The sequence below is a fragment of the Pseudomonas sp. GW821-FHT01A09 genome, assembly GCF_058986725.1.
Genome location: NZ_JBYSWB010000005.1, coordinates 221,163 through 237,742, shown reverse-complemented (window position 1 = coordinate 237,742; position 16,580 = coordinate 221,163). Strand labels below are relative to the sequence as shown.

General features: G+C 61.3%; 19 protein-coding genes. 11 read left to right on the top strand and 8 right to left on the bottom strand.

All coding sequences use genetic code 11. The annotated features are described in order from the left end of the window. Positions 1 to 14: 14 nt before the first annotated feature. Positions 15 to 935 carry a LysR family transcriptional regulator gene (locus AC3WJP_RS08845; RefSeq protein ID WP_493721097.1) on the top strand — a complete coding sequence of 307 codons (921 nt, stop codon included), beginning with the start codon at positions 15 to 17 and terminating at the stop codon, positions 933 to 935. Between the two features lie 625 nt (positions 936 to 1,560). Here AC3WJP_RS08845 and AC3WJP_RS08840 read toward each other — a convergent pair. Further along, positions 1,561 to 2,247 carry a LexA family protein gene (locus tag AC3WJP_RS08840; protein WP_493721096.1) on the bottom strand — a complete coding sequence of 229 codons (687 nt, stop codon included), beginning with the start codon at positions 2,245 to 2,247 and terminating at the stop codon, positions 1,561 to 1,563. A gap of 142 nt (positions 2,248 to 2,389) precedes the next feature. Here AC3WJP_RS08840 and AC3WJP_RS08835 point away from each other — a divergent pair, with 142 nt between their 5' ends. The 3 genes from AC3WJP_RS08835 (at position 2,390) to AC3WJP_RS08825 (ending at position 4,999) form a co-directional block, all read left to right on the top strand. Beyond that, on the top strand, positions 2,390 to 2,719 hold the full coding sequence (locus AC3WJP_RS08835; RefSeq protein ID WP_493721095.1) for a DUF6124 family protein: 330 nt from the start codon (positions 2,390 to 2,392) through the stop codon (positions 2,717 to 2,719). 529 nt (positions 2,720 to 3,248) lie between these two features. After that, positions 3,249 to 3,782, top strand: coding sequence for a DUF4880 domain-containing protein (locus tag AC3WJP_RS08830; RefSeq protein WP_493721094.1), 534 nt, complete (start codon positions 3,249 to 3,251; stop codon positions 3,780 to 3,782). 68 nt (positions 3,783 to 3,850) lie between these two features. After that, a complete protein-coding gene (locus AC3WJP_RS08825) occupies positions 3,851 to 4,999 on the top strand; it encodes a M14 family metallopeptidase (RefSeq protein WP_493721093.1) in 1,149 nt (382 codons plus the stop codon). Positions 5,000 to 5,074: 75 nt separating this feature from the next. Here AC3WJP_RS08825 and AC3WJP_RS08820 read toward each other — a convergent pair whose 3' ends face one another. Together AC3WJP_RS08820 and AC3WJP_RS08815 are read right to left on the bottom strand one after the other, a co-directional pair. Further along, a complete protein-coding gene (locus AC3WJP_RS08820; RefSeq protein ID WP_493721092.1) occupies positions 5,075 to 5,626 on the bottom strand; it encodes a cytochrome b in 552 nt (183 codons plus the stop codon). Next, a complete protein-coding gene (locus tag AC3WJP_RS08815) occupies positions 5,623 to 6,687 on the bottom strand; it encodes a catalase family peroxidase (RefSeq protein ID WP_493721091.1) in 1,065 nt (354 codons plus the stop codon). Before AC3WJP_RS08815 ends, AC3WJP_RS08820 begins: the two co-directional genes overlap by 4 nt. A gap of 168 nt (positions 6,688 to 6,855) precedes the next feature. On the opposite strand from AC3WJP_RS08815, the gene AC3WJP_RS08810 reads away from it, so the two are divergent. From AC3WJP_RS08810 to AC3WJP_RS08795, 4 genes are all read left to right on the top strand, one after another. Next, positions 6,856 to 7,368 carry a sigma-70 family RNA polymerase sigma factor gene (locus AC3WJP_RS08810; RefSeq protein WP_493721090.1) on the top strand — a complete coding sequence of 171 codons (513 nt, stop codon included), beginning with the start codon at positions 6,856 to 6,858 and terminating at the stop codon, positions 7,366 to 7,368. Next, positions 7,365 to 8,126, top strand: coding sequence for an anti-sigma factor family protein (locus tag AC3WJP_RS08805; RefSeq protein ID WP_493721089.1), 762 nt, complete (start codon positions 7,365 to 7,367; stop codon positions 8,124 to 8,126). The genes AC3WJP_RS08810 and AC3WJP_RS08805 overlap by 4 nt, the downstream gene beginning before the upstream one ends. 90 nt (positions 8,127 to 8,216) lie before the next feature. Then, a complete protein-coding gene (gene zapE, locus AC3WJP_RS08800; RefSeq protein WP_493721088.1) occupies positions 8,217 to 9,320 on the top strand; it encodes a cell division protein ZapE in 1,104 nt (367 codons plus the stop codon). A 24-nt stretch (positions 9,321 to 9,344) separates the two neighbouring features. Then, complete coding sequence (locus tag AC3WJP_RS08795; RefSeq protein ID WP_493721087.1) at positions 9,345 to 10,628, top strand: leucine-rich repeat-containing protein kinase family protein; 1,284 nt, start codon at positions 9,345 to 9,347, stop codon at positions 10,626 to 10,628. Between the two features lie 93 nt (positions 10,629 to 10,721). On the opposite strand, the gene AC3WJP_RS08790 is transcribed toward AC3WJP_RS08795, so the two are convergent. Further along, the gene (locus AC3WJP_RS08790) at positions 10,722 to 11,426 is read right to left on the bottom strand and encodes a YebC/PmpR family DNA-binding transcriptional regulator (RefSeq protein WP_493721086.1); all 705 of its coding nucleotides are present in this window, start codon (positions 11,424 to 11,426) and stop codon (positions 10,722 to 10,724) included. A gap of 249 nt (positions 11,427 to 11,675) precedes the next feature. Here AC3WJP_RS08790 and AC3WJP_RS08785 point away from each other — a divergent pair, with 249 nt between their 5' ends. After that, the gene (locus AC3WJP_RS08785) at positions 11,676 to 11,915 is read left to right on the top strand and encodes a hypothetical protein (RefSeq protein ID WP_493721175.1); all 240 of its coding nucleotides are present in this window, start codon (positions 11,676 to 11,678) and stop codon (positions 11,913 to 11,915) included. A 159-nt stretch (positions 11,916 to 12,074) separates the two neighbouring features. Continuing rightward, positions 12,075 to 12,968 carry a LysR family transcriptional regulator gene (locus tag AC3WJP_RS08780; protein WP_493721085.1) on the top strand — a complete coding sequence of 298 codons (894 nt, stop codon included), beginning with the start codon at positions 12,075 to 12,077 and terminating at the stop codon, positions 12,966 to 12,968. 3 nt (positions 12,969 to 12,971) lie between these two features. Here the strand turns inward: AC3WJP_RS08780 and AC3WJP_RS08775 are convergent, their stop codons facing one another. The 4 genes from AC3WJP_RS08775 to AC3WJP_RS08760 all read right to left on the bottom strand — a co-directional run bounded on the left by AC3WJP_RS08775 (position 12,972) and on the right by AC3WJP_RS08760 (position 15,637). Beyond that, a complete protein-coding gene (locus AC3WJP_RS08775) occupies positions 12,972 to 13,532 on the bottom strand; it encodes a GNAT family N-acetyltransferase (RefSeq protein ID WP_493721084.1) in 561 nt (186 codons plus the stop codon). A 7-nt stretch (positions 13,533 to 13,539) separates the two neighbouring features. Further along, on the bottom strand, positions 13,540 to 14,289 hold the full coding sequence (gene dnaQ / locus AC3WJP_RS08770; RefSeq protein ID WP_493721083.1) for a DNA polymerase III subunit epsilon: 750 nt from the start codon (positions 14,287 to 14,289) through the stop codon (positions 13,540 to 13,542). Between the two features lie 94 nt (positions 14,290 to 14,383). Beyond that, positions 14,384 to 14,839 carry a ribonuclease HI gene (rnhA, locus tag AC3WJP_RS08765; RefSeq protein WP_493721082.1) on the bottom strand — a complete coding sequence of 152 codons (456 nt, stop codon included), beginning with the start codon at positions 14,837 to 14,839 and terminating at the stop codon, positions 14,384 to 14,386. 39 nt (positions 14,840 to 14,878) lie between these two features. Then, positions 14,879 to 15,637, bottom strand: coding sequence for a class I SAM-dependent methyltransferase (locus tag AC3WJP_RS08760; RefSeq protein ID WP_493721081.1), 759 nt, complete (start codon positions 15,635 to 15,637; stop codon positions 14,879 to 14,881). Between the two features lie 112 nt (positions 15,638 to 15,749). On the opposite strand from AC3WJP_RS08760, the gene gloB reads away from it, so the two are divergent. Then, entirely contained in the window at positions 15,750 to 16,523 is a 774-nt protein-coding gene (gloB, locus tag AC3WJP_RS08755) for a hydroxyacylglutathione hydrolase (protein WP_493721080.1), read from the top strand. The last annotated feature ends 57 nt before the right edge of the window (positions 16,524 to 16,580 follow it).

The following is a 16,580-nucleotide window of genomic DNA, read 5'->3' as shown; positions in this document are numbered from 1 at the left end:
AAGAGTGTGCGCACATGAACCTCAGCAAGGTCGACCTCAACCTGTTCATCGTTTTCGACGCCATTTACACCGAAGCCAATCTGACCCGGGCCGGGCAGATCGTCGGCATCACCCAGCCTGCCGTGTCCAACGCCCTGGCGCGCTTGCGTGACACCTTCAAGGATCCACTGTTCGTGCGTACTGCCCAAGGCATGGTGCCGACGCCCATGGCGCAGAACATCATCAATCCGGTGCGCAATGCCCTGGCTCTGTTACGGGTATCAGTGCAGGAAAGCCGGGTTTTCAACCCCGCCCAGGCCAGCAAGACCTTCCGCATCAGCATGACCGACCTCACCGAAGCGGTGATCCTGCCGCCGTTGTTCCAGCGCCTGCGACGCCTGGCACCAGCCGTGGTGATCGAGAGCTTTCTGTGCAAGCGCCGCGAGACCACCAAAGAGCTCGCCGCCGGGCATCTGGATTTTGCCGTGGACGCACCACTCAACAGCGACCCGCAGGTGCGCCACGTCAAGCTGCTGGCCGACCGTTACGTCTGCGCCATGCGCACCGGGCATCCCCTGGCACAGCGGGAATTGTCGCTGGACGACTATCTGGCCCAGACCCATATCCATATTTCCAGCCGCCGCAACGGCTTGGGCCATGTTGATCTGGCTCTGGGCCGCATGGGGCTGCAACGCAAGATCGCGTTGCGTTCCCAGCATTACATGATGGCCTCTCAGGTTCTGCAGCAGAGCGACATGCTCATGACCGTGCCCGAGCGTTTCGCCCGCCGCCACGAACTGCGCTACGTCAGCCTGCCAATGGCCGAAGTGCCTCAGGTGGAAACCCATCTGTATTGGCATGAGAGCACCGATCAGGACCCGGCCAATCGCTGGATGCGTGAACAGATCGTCGACCTTTGCCAGCAGATCACCCATAGAGAAAGCCAACCCCGCTGAATAGAGCCCTTTGGGCGCGCTTGGGTAACAGCTTTTCCGACGAGAGTGTTACCGGCGATGAACCAGACGCCGAAAAAACGAGTAACATGGAAACAGGTTGCGACACTTTGCCACGGCATCCGCGACACGATTTTTTTAACGTGCTGATTTTAAAGGGTTTTTAAAAGTTGGCACGCACCCTGCTATACCTAAGGTACAAGAACAAGAAAAAATGCGACACCCAATAAAAACAATACGAAACGACTCTGACATAACAAGAACAACACGGCAGAGACGCAGCTAACAGATTTTTTTGGAGAAGAGGTGCTTTTCAGGGGTTCGCCCCGCAGTCGGACAGAGAACAACAAAACTACCTTGAGGTAGCGTCCGAATCGACTGGATCGCAAGATGAAAGCAGGTCAGCGCTCAAAAAAATACGTTTGCTCTTGACCCCGCATGGGGGTCGCCAAAACGGCTGGACGGGTCACGACTTACAAAAACAACAACAGGTCGCCCCGCAATAATAAAAAAAGAGCACGCGATACACGATTAGAGGGGAGCTTCGGCTCCCCTCAGTGCATTCTGCGATCCGGCGAACCTAGAGCCGGTATCAGCCCTTACCCGATGCCCCCCCGCACCGGGCTTCTCAGCCCAGATGAAAGGTTGCCTGCACCACGACGCCGACCACCAGGCAGTCATCTGTCAACTCGTACACCGGATACATTGAATTCAAGGGTTTAAGGAAACGCTCGCTGCCCTCGGCGGCCAGCTGGCGCACGATTGCCTGATCGATACCCGGTCGTCGCGCGATGATCAGATCCCCGACCTGTGCCTCCAGCCCAGGATCGACCAACACTTCGGTGCCGTCCGGTACGCTGAGGCCGACAGGCGAATTCATGGCATCACCTTCGACCTTCAACCAGTAGGCCGGCCCGATCGCCTTGTAGCCGGAAACTCCGGCATCGCCACGGTAATACGACGCCCGTGACGGCTGATCGGTACCGGCTACCGCCCACGTGAGACGCGGATAGCAGAAGTACGAGACGCTCTGGTGCAGCGCGTCGCGATCGTGATCGCTGGCACGCGACAGGTCGTCGACGTGAGCCTCATAATCGGCGCGCTGCTCGGCGGTACGCAGGACCTGCGCGACCTCCAGATTGCCCATGCCCAATTCACGCAACACACGGTTCATCTGGCTGACGTGGGGCGTACTGCGCCCACGCAACCAATGCCCCACCGCCCCCTGACTCACGCCGACACGTTCTGCCAGTTCCGTCTGGGTGACGTTCTGCTCGCGCATTATTTCTCTGACCAGCTCTTTCCATTTATTCATGGTCGAGCACCTTACCTGCCCTGTCGCCAAACCGCATACACAGTCTGTAATAACAGAAATCTTGAAATAACTACCTATCGTATTAGCCTGCACGCTGAACCTGTCGCGATCACACCGCGGCGGCATATTACGGGGAATCCCTATGCGGCATCGAAAAGACACCACCGTTGAATTTGTCCCGAGCGAGTCACTCAAAGACTGCCCATTGTCGCGTAACGCGCTGGACTTCTACCTCGCGCCGGCAACGACAGCGCCCAAGGCAGAGCCCTTCATCGCGCGCACCGATCTGAGCATGCTCGACGCCCTCAATCACGCCTCGGAATTGCTACGTTGCGCGGCCGCCACCGCCTATGAATCCGCAGACGCACTGAAAGGGCCGCAACGTGATCTCGGACTGAGCGTCGTGCATATGATCAACATGGCCAGGAGCATGGTCGACCGCTCGCTGGACGTGCATCCGCAGCGGCAATGAGTTGCGCAGACGGGCGTCCGGGCCGACATGGGCGCGAAAGAACCGGAAAGGGAAAACAAGCAAAGGCCGCCAGGACGGGCAGCCAGAAAAATTAAAGCAAATACGAGGAGAAATCATTTGACTTGCAAATGATAACGATTATTATTGCCTCAACTGGTCGCAAGATCAGTTGGGTAACCTGAAAGACCTTAGGTCGGACTTTCAGATTATCTCCTCATCAGGCTAATCACGGTTTTTGACCCGGCTTTTTGCCGGGTCTTTTTTTTGGTTCTTCAGGCTAATGAAGAAGGTACTGCGCGTTGCAGGAATTCGGTATGGCTCAATGAGGCCATCATAGCAAATCACTATCAACGCTGAAAAGTCCTGAAACAAATCCAAATCGAAGAAAAGCCCGCCTACAGCAATGAAGATCAGATCAGCACTTGAGAATCAATCGCAACAAGACTAAGCTCGATTCACTGTTACGGAAGATGCCACGCAGTCCAGGCCTCTATGTCGTTCGCTTGCCCCATACGCGGAGCACAGATTCATGACCAGCCTGCTCACCCCCTTGCAGCATTTGTTTCATCGTGTGCCAGACAACGACCACGAGAAGCTTTCCGGCGCCGAACAATACCTCTGCTCGCGGATCCGGCAGTTGTCGCGGCGCAATCAGCAGGTGTTTCTGCTCAGCCGCGTCGACGCCCTGCCCTATCCAGCCATCGCTCAGCGGCTGGATATTTCCCTGGAGGAAGTGCACAAGGACATGGTTCGCGCCCTGCAACAGACTCACACCCCAGCTGAACTGTTGCCACACGAACAATCGGCCTGCGAGTGGTACGTCAAACTGCAGATCCCGCATACCACGGCCAGCGAACGCATCGATTTCCGCCGCTGGCTGGATGCCGCGCCTGAGCATCTGGCCGCATTTCACGAAACCGAATTGCACTGGCGTCGGCTGCTGATTCCCGCGCGGCACCTGGCCCTGCGTGGCAGCTACCAGCAAAGACATCACCCACTGCAGATCGGCGCCTGGCTGGCCGGCCTGCTGAGCATGATTCTGTTGATGGTCCTGGCTTTCTGATACCTGCGCCAGGCGGCAGCTTGGGTGTAGAGTACTGATGCATAAGTACTCTATAAGGATTCAACACCATGACCCTGGCCCTTCCTTCGCTCGATATCCGCGCCGATTTCGACAGCGGCAATATTCAAGTGATAGACGCGAGCGACCGCCAGCATGTGCGCCTGGCCATTCGCCCTGATAGCAAAAGCCAGCATTTTCAGTGGTTCCATTTCAAAGTCAGCGGCCTGGTACCCGGCACCCCCCATCGCTTCGTCCTTGAAAATGCCAGCGAGTCGACCTTCTCTCGCGCTTGGCAGGGGTACCAGGCTGTAGCCTCCTATGACCAGCAGGAATGGTTTCGCGTGCCGTCGGACTACGACGGCAAGGCGTTGCACTTCGAACTCTTGCCAACCAAGGCCGAAGCCTGGTTCGCCTATTTTGAGCCCTACAGCCGCGCTCGCCATGAGCAACTGGTCAGCGACGCACTGAACAAGGCCGAGATGCAACTGCTGGCCGTCGGCCGTAGCCTCGAGGGCCGCGATATTCCGTTGCTGCGCCTCGGTAACGGCCAGCCGGGCCGGCGCAAACTATGGTTCATCGCCCAGCAGCACCCCGGCGAACACATGGCCGAGTGGTTCATGGAGGGCATCGTCGAACGCTTGCAACACCCCGATCCGCAGTTGCAGACGCTGCTCGCCGAAGCCGATCTTTACCTGGTGCCCAACGTCAATCCCGACGGCGCTTTCCATGGTCATCTACGCACCAATGCTGCAGGGCGCGACCTCAACCGTGCCTGGCAGGACGCCGACGCTGAAACCGCGCCGGAAGTCCTGTTCATCATGCAACAGATGGAAAAATACGGCGTCGACCTGTTCATCGATGTGCACGGCGACGAGGAAATCCCCCACGTGTTCACCGCTGCCTGCGAGGGCAACCCAGGCTATACCCCCCGTATCGCACAGCTGGAACAGCAGTTTCGCGACTGGCTGTGCGAGCGGACCGTGGACTTCCAGCAAGTGCACGGTTACGGTCGCGCACAGCCGGGCAAGGCCAATCTGCAACTGGCTTGCAACAGCGTTGGGGAGAAATTCGATTGCCTGTCGTTCACCCTGGAGATGCCCTTCAAGGATCACGATGACGCCCCCAACCCGCGTACGGGCTGGAGTGGCGCGCGTTCGGCGCAGCTGGGCAAGGATGTGCTGGCTACCTGTATCCGCATCCTGCCCCAGTTACGCTGAGGCTCTCAGTTGCGCCGCGGCTATCAGTTGCGCCGCAGCTCTCAATTGCGCTGAGGCTCTCGATCACTCAGAGGATCAGTCCTTGCCGCCGCTACGGGCCATGCTTTGCAGCACGCCGTCGCGGCGGATCAGACCGTGGTACAACGCAGCGGCGACGTGCACGAGAATGGTCAGGAACAACAGATACGCCAGGTAGCCGTGAGCCTTGCGCAAGAAGGCGAAGGTTTCGGCATGCGGCGCCAGGATAGCCGGCAGGCGCAGGCTTTCGGTGAGCATGATCGGATCGCCCGCCGCCGAAAGCATGGCCCAGCCCACCAATGGCAGCACCAGCATCAGCGCGTACAGCAACAGATGGGACGCCTTCGCGGCCAGTGACTGCACCGCTGGCAAATCCGCCGGCAGCGGTGGCTGCGGGGTGCTCAAGCGCACCACGATGCGCAGAATGACCAGCACCAGCAAGGCGATGCCCAGCGGCTTGTGCAGGTGAATCAGCCACTCGTGGCGCTCTGATACCGAAGCTACCATGCCAGCGCCGATAAACAGCATCGCCAGCAGCCCGAGCGCCATCAACCAGTGCAACCAGCGCGCCAGAGGCACGAAATGAGCGAGCTTGGATGACGTCTTCATTTGCCTGCCTCCTTGAGTTGATCCACTTCACCGGTGCGGCGCAGATAGGAGCTTGCGTAGGCCGCAGAGCGCGCTGCCAGCAGCGGATCGCTGGACGCCTCGATACCGTTGGGCAAGACCGTGGGGTCATAGTTGATGTCGCGGCACTCGCCGTCGTTCTGCGCTTCGAGCTTGTCGATCACCAAGGTGCCCGCAGTCACCACACGGCGGTCGGCGGGCCACGCTTTGCTGGCGTCATCCACCGGATCGTCGGGGTTGGCCAGGGTCAAGCGCAACTGCCAGCGCAATGGGCCGAGGACCAGGCGCCGGGCCAGATCCTGCTGGAGGAAATCTCCCCCATCGGCAGCGGGAGCGACTGCATCGGCATCGTCGCTGGCCACCGGCACCATGGCCCAACGTACGGCCTGACGCTCACCCTTGGCGTTGACCAGATAGAAAGCGTTGATGCTGTTGTAGGTTTCGGTGGCGAAACTGGCAGACGGCTTGGCGGTCTTGACCCAGGCCAAAAAGGGCGCGGCTTCTGGATGGGCGCCGAAGAACGCCTTCATCTTCGCAGGGTCTGGTTTGCCCGTGGCGGGGTCAGGCGCGCTGGCTATCTGCTGCTGATAGAAGGCCTCTGGGGTGCCGATCGGGAACACCGGCATGCTGTTCATCCCCGTGCGCCACTGCTGGCCATTGGCAAGGGTGAAACGCAGCGCCATGCTGCGGATCGGCACACTGCTGTCTGGAGCGTAGGGATTGACGCTGGGCAGCGCCAGGCGCCCGACCACCGGGGTCTTCTCGTCGCCGAACAGACTGGCGACGGACAGCTCACCGGCCTGGCCGTTACTTTCGAAGTGACCGACGATGCACACGCCTTTGGCGTGATTGCGCCGATAGCCCGGATGCACGCCACCGCCGCGCTCCAGATTGTCGACCAGCGCCTTGGGCGTGATACGGCCGTGGTCCAGGGTACCGTTGACGTAGGCAAAAGCGCCCCCGGCAGCCAGCACCACGGCGGCAATGACGCCGAATCGCAGGGCTTTGCTACCGGGGGACAAGGGAGGCAAGGGATCACTCATGTGCAACTCCAGAGGCGCAAGCCAGAGGGTGAAGGTGCTATGAGACGGCCCTCGTCGCGGTCTATTCCCTGCAGCCGCTGAAATAGTCTGAAAATAATTTTCACTGGCCACGGAATAACGGCAGGCTGAGGGACGTCTTGCTCACACTTCTCACTCGACGGACGCACCATGACCGATCTGGATGATCAGCTCCGTGAACTGATGCCGCGCCTGCGCCGCTTTGCCCTGTCGCTGACCCGCGAGGCCAGCAGCGCCGACGACCTGGTGCAGATGTGCCTGGAGCGCGCGCTGAACAGCTGGCGCAGCAAGCGACCGGACGGCGATCTGCGCGCCTGGCTGTTCGCCATTCTGTACCGGCAGTTCATCGATGGCCGGCGCAGCGCCCGGCGCTATCAGCGCATGCTCGAGTTCTTCACCGGCCGGGGCGACGATGACCCGGCGCCGACGCTGGAACGCGGCATCATCGCTGAATCGACCCTCGACGCCTTCCAGCGCCTGGCCGACGAGCAGCGTGCACTGCTGCTTGCTGTCTCGGTGGAAGGCCTGAGCTACAAGGAAGTGGCACTCATCCTCGACGTGCCCATCGGCACCGTGATGTCGCGCCTGTCCCGCGCCCGCCAGGCGTTGCGCCAGCTCAGCGAAGGCGACATCATCTCCCCTTCATTGCGGATTCTGAAATGATCACCCTGCCCCCCAGCGAAGACGACCTCCACGCTTACGTCGACCACCGCCTGACGCCCGACCAGCGCCGGCAGATCGAGTGCTACCTGGCCAGCCATGCCGACATCAAGGCTCGTGTGGAGGGCTGGCAGGCCGACGCGCACAATTTGCGAACGGCCCTGGCGGGCAACTTGCAGCTACCAGCCAATCCGCAGCTGAGCCTGGAGTCGATTCGCCACCTGCGGCGTCAGCGCACCGGCGGCCATCTGGCCCGCGCGGCCATGTTGGTGCTGGCACTGGGCACCGGCGCGGTCGGCGGCTGGCAGGGCCATCGAATGATCGCCGTCAGCCCTGGCGTCGCGCCCATGACCGATGCCTTGCAGGCCTACCGCATGTTCGCCCAGCAAGACATCATGCCGGCCGACTTCAAGGTCGAGCGCAATGCCGACCTGCAAGCCTGGCTCGATCGTTATTTCACCGATGCCCGGCGCTTGCCGGACCTCGCCTCGGCGGGTTTCAAGGCGGTCAGCGCGCGCTTGCTCAGCACTGACCAAGGGCCGGCGGCCATGGTGCTGTACCAGGACAACAGCGGCCGGCGCGTGAGCTTCTACGTGCGCCCTCCGGGAGTAAACAACGGTCTACTGCCTAGAGGCACCCGGCGCGATGGCGAACTGCAGGCCGATTACTGGTCCGAGCCCGGTTACAACTACGCCATGGTGATCCCGGTGGGCGACCCGGCCACCGCACAGTTGCGTCAAGCCATAGGCGCCGCTATCTAGGCCATCATTCAAGCTACTGCACGACGGCGCCCAAATCGAACCGCGGTTTTCCGTATAATCGCCGCAGTTCGATTTCCTGAGGACGCTCCCTTGGCGGCGACACCCCCGAAGAAACCCTGGTTCAAATGGTCCCGACAGGCCACTGCAGGTGCAGCGCAGGCCCTGCCCGCCGCCGGCCAGCAATTGATCGAGCATTTTCACGGCAAGGCCCTTGATCTGGGTTATACGCTCAGCCAGGGCCAGCAGCGGGTCATCGCCAGCATGGCCGAACGGGTCGAGCCGCTGCTGGGCCAGGCTGGAGCGCCGCGTTCGCTGTATCTGTACGGCTCGGTTGGGCGCGGTAAAAGCTGGCTGCTCGACGGTTTTTTTCAGGGCGTGCCCTTGGCCCACAAACGCCGCGTGCACTTTCACGATTTTTTCGCCCGCCTGCATCAGGGCATGTTCGCCCATCGCGGCAACGCCGACGCCTTGCAAAGCACCCTGGATGAGCTGCTCGCCGACTGCCGCCTGCTGTGTTTCGATGAATTCCATGTGCATGACATCGGCGATGCGATGCTCATCACGCGCCTGTTCAAGGCGTTGTTCGAGCGCGGAATCTGCCTGCTGGTAACCTCCAACTACGCACCCGAAGGGCTATTGCCCAATCCGCTGTATCACGAGCGCTTTCTGCCGGTTATCCAACTGATTCACGAGCGCATGGAGGTGCTGGAAGTCGGCGGCAACCAGGACTACCGCAGCGTGCCCGAATCCGGCGCCAACCAGCGGTTCGTCCAAGGCCGCTACGTGCATCCCGGCGATCAGCAGCAACGGCAAGCCCTGCAGTTGCCGGCCAATCCCGCACCGTTTGCGCTGGCGGTGGGCACCCGGCAGTTGCGCGCGCGAATGAGCCATGAGCGCAGTATCGGCTTCGATTTCAGCGATCTGTGCGAGCAGCCCACGGCGGTGATGGACTATCTGGAACTGTGTCGGCGCTTCGATCAGTGGACCATCGATAACCTGCCCCTGCTCGATGACTGCTCGATCGCGGTACAACAACGCTTCATCAATCTGGTCGACGTGCTCTACGATCAGGACAAACACCTGACGCTCATCAGTCAGTGGCCGCTGGACCAGGCGCTGGACGCCAAGGCCGTCGACCTGATGCGCACGCGCAGCCGCCTCGGGCAGTTGCGCGATGTCGACACCCCGACCTGACTTCTTGCTCCAGGAACCCTACCGTTGACGGACACCCTTGCACGCCTTGAAGCCGGTCAGCTGACCGGCCTGACCCGACTGGACCTGTCCTGCGGACTGCGCGAATTCCCCCCGGCCATTTTCGATCTGGCCGATAGCCTGGAGGTGCTCAACCTCAGTGGCAACGCCCTGAGCAGTCTGCCGGAAGACCTGCATCGTCTGCACAAACTGCAGGTGCTGTTCTGCTCCGACAATCAGTTCACTGAACTGCCCACCTGCATCGGCCGCTGCACCACGTTGCGTATGGTCGGTTTCAAGGCCAACCGCATCGCCAGCGTTTCGGCGCAAGCACTGCCGCCGCATCTGCGTTGGCTGATCCTTACCGACAACTGCATCGAGCAATTACCTGACGAACTGGGCGATTGCACCGAGATGCAAAAGCTCATGCTGGCCGGCAACCGATTGACCGCACTGCCGGACCTGTCGCGTCTCGAGCGTCTGGAATTGCTACGCATTTCAGCCAATCAGTTGCCGCGGCTGCCTGACTGGCTGATGACGCTACCGAGCCTGGCTTGGTTGGCCTACGCTGGTAATCCTCTGCCTGCGGGCTTTGCCGCTCCCAGCGAAGAGCCCGCCACCCAGGCCATCGGTTGGGCTCAGCTGCAACTGCTGGAGGTGCTGGGTCAGGGCGCCTCGGGCATCATCCATAAGGCGCGGCGCACTGACGGCCATGAGGTGGCGGTCAAGCTCTACAAGGGTGAGGTGACCAGCGACGGTTCCCCGCTGGACGAAATGCGCGCCTGCCTGCATGCCGGCCTGCACGCCAATCTCATCCCCCTTGAAGGTCGCGTGCATGACCACCCGCAAGGCACTCAGGCGCTGGTCATGACGCTGATCGACAGTGCCTACCTGAACATGGCCGGCCCACCTAGCCTGGCCTCGTGCAGTCGCGACGTCTATCCCGCCGGCTTCGCGCTCGGCATCGAGGCCGTGCGCAGGATGACGGCGGCGATCGCCTCGGTCGGCGCGCATCTGCATGGGTTGGGTATCGCCCACGGTGACCTGTATGCCCACAACCTGCTGTATCAAGCCGACGGCCGTTGCCTGTTGGGGGATTTCGGCGCCGCGACCTTTTACCCGCGTGACGGGCAGCCCATGTCTGATGCGCTGGAGCGCATCGAAGTCCGAGCCTTCGGGATTCTGCTGGGAGAGTGGTTGGCGCATTGCGACACCGACGACGCGCGTTTGCAGACATTGCAGAGCCAATGCATCCAGCCCCAGGTCAGCGCCCGCCCCAGCTTCGCCGAGATAGTAGAGATGACCCTGTAGCGAGGGGGCTTGCCCCCGATTCGGTGCACCGGCACCATGCCGAGTGCTGACTCGCCCCCCGGCGGCAAGCCACCTCGCTACAGCGACTGCGCCTTATCCCGCCAAACCGACGTACACGTTCTGCACGTCATCGTGACCATCGATGGCGTCCAGAAACGCCTCGACTTCGGCCAACTGAGTCTCGTCGGTCAGGGTCACCGGGTTCTTGGCGACATAACCGATCTTCGCCGAGATCACGGTAAAGCCCTGCTCCGGCAAGGCCTTCTGCACGGCATCGACGTCGGTGGTTTCGGTCAGGAACAGAGTCGCGCCATCCTCGCCCGGTTCGACGTCCTGGGCACCCGCCTCGATGGCGGCCTCGTCCGGGTCCGCATCGGCGGAGTCAGGCGTCGCTTCGATCATGCCGACATGGTTGAAATCCCACGACACCGAACCTTCCGCGCCAAGCTGGCCCTTGCGGAACAGCACGCGAATCTCGGCAACGGTGCGTTTGACGTTATCGGTCAGGCACTCGACGATCAGCGGTACCTGGTGCGGCGCGAAGCCTTCGTACTTGACCAAGGTGTATTGCACGGCATCGCCACCGATACCGGCACCCTTCTTGATCGCGCGTTCCAGTGTCTCTTTGGTCATCGAGGCCTTTTTGGCTTGCTCGATCACCAGGCGCAGGCGCGAGTTGGTGTCCGGATCGGCACCCGAACGCGCCGCGATCGAAATTTCCTTGGCCAGCTTGCCGAAAATACGCCCTTTGGCATTGGCTGCGGCTTCTCTATGTTTTGCTTTCCACTGTGCGCCCATGGCTGACTCTCTAGATTCCGATGCGCCGATACCGGTATCGATCGACGCCTGGCGAGAGTTTACCCGCCAGCCCGGGTTCTTTACAGCCTTTGCAGGACATTCCCGGGTCCGAGGGACTGGTGCATGGTATAAGTGAAGGCTGACACGCGGCAGACGCCGGATTATTTTTTTCACCGCGCTAAACTCCCCTATAAAACAGTGGTCTATCGTGCAGATCAATACACGCAAGACACAGAGGTTGTGAATCAAATGGCTGCAGTGCTCGTTGGACAATTTCATGCACGGGATGCGGAGGGTCGTATCTATTCGGTGCATGAGTTCCAGGAATCCGAAGTGGATACCACCGACAGCAGCGATGGGTCACCGCGGTTCACCTACAAGCTGGCCATTGGTGACCGGGTCAAGAAGTTGGAAAGCGGTGAATTCGAACTGGTGCAAACCGGCGTGAAGATCACCCGCGAACCCGAGTACGTTCCTCCCGTCGTCTGATCATCTCGCTGCGTTCGCGCAGCTTTTGCGTAGCGATTTCCTGGCATCCTCGCGCGGCGCGCCCTTGTACCGCACGGCCTGCTGGCACCTTGCTACTTGAGCCTGCGTTTGCGTTAGGATGCGTCTCGGGCACTCACCTGCTGGAGATGGACGTCACCTATGCGACTACGGCATATCGAAGTGATCGACGCGATCGTGCAGACCGGCAACCTCAACGCCGCTGCCGAATTGCTGCGCCTGCCGCTGGAGACCGTGGCCGCGACCCTGCAAGAGGCCGAGCAACAGCTGGGGTTTCTGCTGTTCGCCAAAGTCCGCGGGCGCTTGCAGGCCACGCGCGAAACCCGCGCGCTACAGCCCGAATTCGCCACGCTGCAGGACAGTGTCGAACGCCTGCGCCGCTTGGCCCACAGCATGCGCCTGCATCAGGAACCGCCGCTGCGTGTCGATTGCACGCCACCACTGGCACAACAGCTGGTGCCCCAGGCAATCGCCGCTCTGCGCCGGCGCTTTCAGGACACCACCTGCAGTCTGGCCGCGCACACCAGCCATGAGATGGTCCGACGGCTGTTGCTGCATGAAAGCGACCTGGGCCTCAGCCTGCACAACCCGGATCACCCGCAGATCACCTGCACGTCCCTGCTCGAAGGCAAAGTGCAGTTGCTTGCGCCGCACGGCTGGCTCGCGCCCCGGCAGAAGTACATCGCCCTGCAAGAGACGGCCGGGCAAAGCATGATCGGCCTCGAACGGCAGGATCCCCTCAGCCAGAATCTGGAAAATCGCCTACAGGGTGTGCGGCCAAGCCCGCGCATTCAAACGCGCGTGCAAACCTATCAGATGATGCGCAGCATGGTCGAAGCGGGCGAAGGCCTGGCGCTGGTCGATCCCTTTACCGCGGCGGGCTCCCAAGCCAGTGGCATCGATCGCTGCCCGGTCTCCCCTGCCATTGCCGTGACGCTCTATTGCCTCACGCTCAATGACCACAAGCCCTCGGCGGCGCAGAAGACATTTCTGGAAATTCTCCAGGAAAAGGCCGAAGCGATGCTCGCGCTGTAGCGCTCAGGAAAACAGCAGGTACCAGAAGATCGCCGCTTCCTGGGTCTGCGGGTCGATGGCCCGGTAACGCCAGTGATCGACCCCGCCCATCACGAAGCCGTATCGCTCGTATAACCGGCAGGCTGCAAGGTTGTTGCTTTGGGTTTCGAGCATGATGCCCGGCAGGTTGTGCTTGCGAGCCCAGAATCCGGCGACATCGATCAACTGCCGTGCCACACCGCGACGGCGGGCGCTGGCATCCACTACCAGCTCCTCGATATGGCCGAACCCATTCCACTTGATGTTGACCACCACGTGACCAACCGCCTGCTCGCCCTGCCAAGCCACGAAGATCGCGCCTCGGGCTGGGTCTTCGCGCAAACCACTGAACTCGTCCGGGTCGATGCCATAGCATTTGCGATAGGGTTCGACGGGGCGCCGCGGCCAGTGCTCGACGCTGACGCCGAACTGCGGATCGGCGTAGGCACTGACGATAAAGCCGAAATCGCCAGCTGCCACGTACGCAGCGAACGCTTCATCCGCCACGCGAATGCAGAGCGCGCCCACCGCTGCTGCGCTGGACAAAATGCGCTTAGCTGGCCGCAGCGCTGTCGAGCAGCTGCGTCCACAGCGCCGGGGCACCGGCTGACTTGCCGATGATTTCCAGGCGCGCGGCGTGGGCCGCCAGTTCATCATCGCTGGCGAGAATGACCCGACTGCGCTCGCGCGTCTGCGGCAGGCGGCGGATCTCGCTGCCTTGATCACCACCTGAGCTTTCACCATCGCTGGCGTTGCCGGCCAGTGAGAGGCTGGTCTGGCCACCGGTCATCGCCAGATAGACGTCTGCCAGCAACTCGGAGTCGAGCAAGGCGCCGTGCAGGTCACGGCCGCTGAGGTCGATACCATAGCGTTTGCACAACGCGTCGAGGCTATTGCGCTGGCCCGGGTGACGGGCACGCGCCATCGCCAGCGAGTCGAGGATCGTGCAGTACTGGCTAAGGTCGGCACGCTCGGGCTGACCGATCAGAGCGAACTCGTTGTTGAGGAAGCCCACGTCGAACGCGGCGTTGTGGATGATCAGCTCGGCGCCCTGGATGAATTCGTAGAACTCATCCGCCACCTCGGCGAACCGCGGCTTGTCGATCAGGAACTCGGTGGTGATACCGTGAACGCCGATGGCACCCTCGTCGCTTTCGCGGTCGGGCTGCAGATAAACGTGAAAATTGCGCCCGGTCAGGCGCCGACCGAGTACCTCGACGCAACCGATCTCGATGACGCGGTGGCCATCGGTGACGGGCATACCGGTGGTTTCAGTGTCGAGGACGACGTACCGTTGAACCATGCTTCGTAAATTTCCGACTGTCGTGTTGATTGTCGCAGCCTAACACAGCCCCTCTAGGGAAGCCTGTCGGGCTATGTCTGTGTTCTGTAACCGATCAGCCGCGCTTGAGCGCACGGACTTCGTCGACACCGCGGTTGGCCAGGTCATCGGCGCGTTCGTTGCCGGCGTGACCATTGTGGCCACGAACCCATTCCCATTTGACCTGATGGCGGTTGACCTGCTCGTCGAGCTGCTGCCACAGATCGGCGTTCTTGACTGGTTGCTTGGCGGCGGTTTTCCAACCGCGTTTCTTCCAGTTGACCATCCATTCCTGGATGCCCTTCATGACATATTCAGAGTCGGTGACCAGCAACACGTTGCATGACCGCTTGAGCTCCTGCAGGCCGCGGATGGCTGCGGTCAGCTCCATGCGATTGTTGGTGGTAGCCGTTTCGCCGCCCCACAATTCCTTTTCAACGCCCTTGCACACCAGCAAGGCACCCCAGCCCCCCGGGCCCGGATTGCCCTTGCAGGCGCCATCGGTGAAGATCTCGACGCTTTCATCGCTCATATCGGTTTTCCGTCAAAGTGCCCGGCCAGAGGCGGGAGGCTAATCCTGGCTGTTGCGCCGATTGACCTTGGCCAGCGGCAACGGCAGCAACTTGCCCATAGGCTCGCGTCGCGCCTCGCGCAACGGCCGCAGACCGACCACCATCTTGCGCGCCACCAACACATAGACGCCACCGCCGATCAACTGCCTGGCACCGGCCAGCCGCTCCCACCCCGCCATACGCGCCTGCCAGGCAGGCGCTTGAAGCGGCGGACAATAGCACCCGTATCGGCGTTTCTCCAGCGCGAAGCCCAGCAGGTTGAGCCAGTCACCGACTCGCGAGGCCGAAATGCAGCGCGCCTTGTTCAGGGCATCCTTGGTGAATGCATGGCGCAGCCCCCACAAGCTCCACGGGTTGATGCCGACCACCAGCAAGTGACCGCCCGGCCGTACGCTGCGCGCCGCCTCCCGCAACAGGCCATGGGGCGACAGGCTGAAATCCAGCCCGTGCTGCAGCACCACGACGTCCGCGGCGTGCTCGCTCAACGGCCACGCCTGCTCTTCGCAGATGATCTCGACGCCCGGCAGCGGCGCCCCCAGACGCACATTGCGCTGCACCTGAGCGGCGACGGGCGGAGCGTCGGCGCCTGGTCCGTAGTGAACCAGATAACCGCCGAAGAAGCGTCCGAGCTCTTCCTCGAGCAAGTGCTGCTCTTCCCGCAGCAACAGTTGCCCCAACGGGCCACTGAACCAGTCTCGGGCCTGATCGATCAGCTCCAGCCATTGCGGATCGGCCTGGGCCACGACTTTTTCGATCATTGCGCTCTCCTGCAGTAAGGTTGGCCAATGGACCGGTGATGTACCGGCGACGCACCTCTTCACTCAGACATGTAAGATGCGGTCATCGACTACAAGTTTAGCGAATCCGACCATGATACAGATCGATGCCCTGCCCGCGTTCACCGATAACTACCTCTGGTTGTTACAAGACACTGCAAACCACCGCTGCGCCGTGGTCGATCCGGGGGATGCCGCGCCAGTGCTGGCCTGGCTGGCGGCCAATCCCGGCTGGCAATTGACCGACATTCTGGTCACCCACCACCACAATGACCATGTCGGCGGTGTCGCCGAACTGAAGCAGGCCACCGGTGCGAAGGTCTACGGGCCGGCAACGGAAAACATTCCCGCGCGCGATATCGCCTTGGGCGACAACGCCAGCATTGAAGTGCTAGGCCTTGAGCTGGCCGTATTGACGGTACCCGGCCACACGCTCGGGCACATTGCTTATTATCAGGAATCGCTAGGACTGCTCTTCTGCGGCGACACCCTGTTCGCCGCTGGTTGCGGTCGCCTGTTCGAGGGCACGCCCGCACAGATGCATTATTCGCTATCGCGCTTCGTCGCGCTGCCCGATGCGACGCTGGTCTACTGTGCACATGAATACACCCTCGGCAATCTGCGTTTCGCCCTGGCAGTGGAGCCCGATAACCAGGATATTGCCCAACGAATGGCGGATGCCCAAGAGCTGCGCGCGCAAAATATCCCCACTGTGCCCTCTACCATCGCGCTGGAAAAGCGTACTAACCCGTTTTTAAGGGTTGATGAAACATCCGTTAAACAAAAAGCGGACGAACGGGATCTAGGTGCCAGCGCCTCTCCAGTGGGCGTGTTCGCTGCCCTGCGGGCTTGGAAAGATAAGTTCTAAACAGCGGCTGGTTGTGTCGAAAAATTCTGAAAGGTTGACCCGCCACCGGTCAGTTTT

Bases quoted from the DNA above. Each gene is read 5' to 3' on its own strand.
- AC3WJP_RS08830 (WP_493721094.1), top strand. From the start codon at position 3,249: ATGACCAGCCTGCTCACCCCCTTGCAGCATTTGTTTCATCGTGTGCCA.
- rnhA (WP_493721082.1), bottom strand. From the start codon at position 14,839: ATGAGCGATGAAAGCGTCGAGATCTTCACCGATGGCGCCTGCAAGGGC.
- AC3WJP_RS08845 (WP_493721097.1), top strand. From the start codon at position 15: ATGAACCTCAGCAAGGTCGACCTCAACCTGTTCATCGTTTTCGACGCC.
- AC3WJP_RS08840 (WP_493721096.1), bottom strand. From the start codon at position 2,247: ATGAATAAATGGAAAGAGCTGGTCAGAGAAATAATGCGCGAGCAGAAC.
- AC3WJP_RS08760 (WP_493721081.1), bottom strand. From the start codon at position 15,637: ATGATCGAAAAAGTCGTGGCCCAGGCCGATCCGCAATGGCTGGAGCTG.
- AC3WJP_RS08820 (WP_493721092.1), bottom strand. From the start codon at position 5,626: ATGAAGACGTCATCCAAGCTCGCTCATTTCGTGCCTCTGGCGCGCTGG.
- AC3WJP_RS08785 (WP_493721175.1), top strand. From the start codon at position 11,676: ATGGCTGCAGTGCTCGTTGGACAATTTCATGCACGGGATGCGGAGGGT.
- AC3WJP_RS08780 (WP_493721085.1), top strand. From the start codon at position 12,075: ATGCGACTACGGCATATCGAAGTGATCGACGCGATCGTGCAGACCGGC.
- AC3WJP_RS08815 (WP_493721091.1), bottom strand. From the start codon at position 6,687: ATGAGTGATCCCTTGCCTCCCTTGTCCCCCGGTAGCAAAGCCCTGCGA.
- AC3WJP_RS08790 (WP_493721086.1), bottom strand. From the start codon at position 11,426: ATGGGCGCACAGTGGAAAGCAAAACATAGAGAAGCCGCAGCCAATGCC.
- gloB (WP_493721080.1), top strand. From the start codon at position 15,750: ATGATACAGATCGATGCCCTGCCCGCGTTCACCGATAACTACCTCTGG.
- AC3WJP_RS08825 (WP_493721093.1), top strand. From the start codon at position 3,851: ATGACCCTGGCCCTTCCTTCGCTCGATATCCGCGCCGATTTCGACAGC.
- dnaQ (WP_493721083.1), bottom strand. From the start codon at position 14,289: ATGGTTCAACGGTACGTCGTCCTCGACACTGAAACCACCGGTATGCCC.
- AC3WJP_RS08835 (WP_493721095.1), top strand. From the start codon at position 2,390: ATGCGGCATCGAAAAGACACCACCGTTGAATTTGTCCCGAGCGAGTCA.
- AC3WJP_RS08805 (WP_493721089.1), top strand. From the start codon at position 7,365: ATGATCACCCTGCCCCCCAGCGAAGACGACCTCCACGCTTACGTCGAC.
- AC3WJP_RS08810 (WP_493721090.1), top strand. From the start codon at position 6,856: ATGACCGATCTGGATGATCAGCTCCGTGAACTGATGCCGCGCCTGCGC.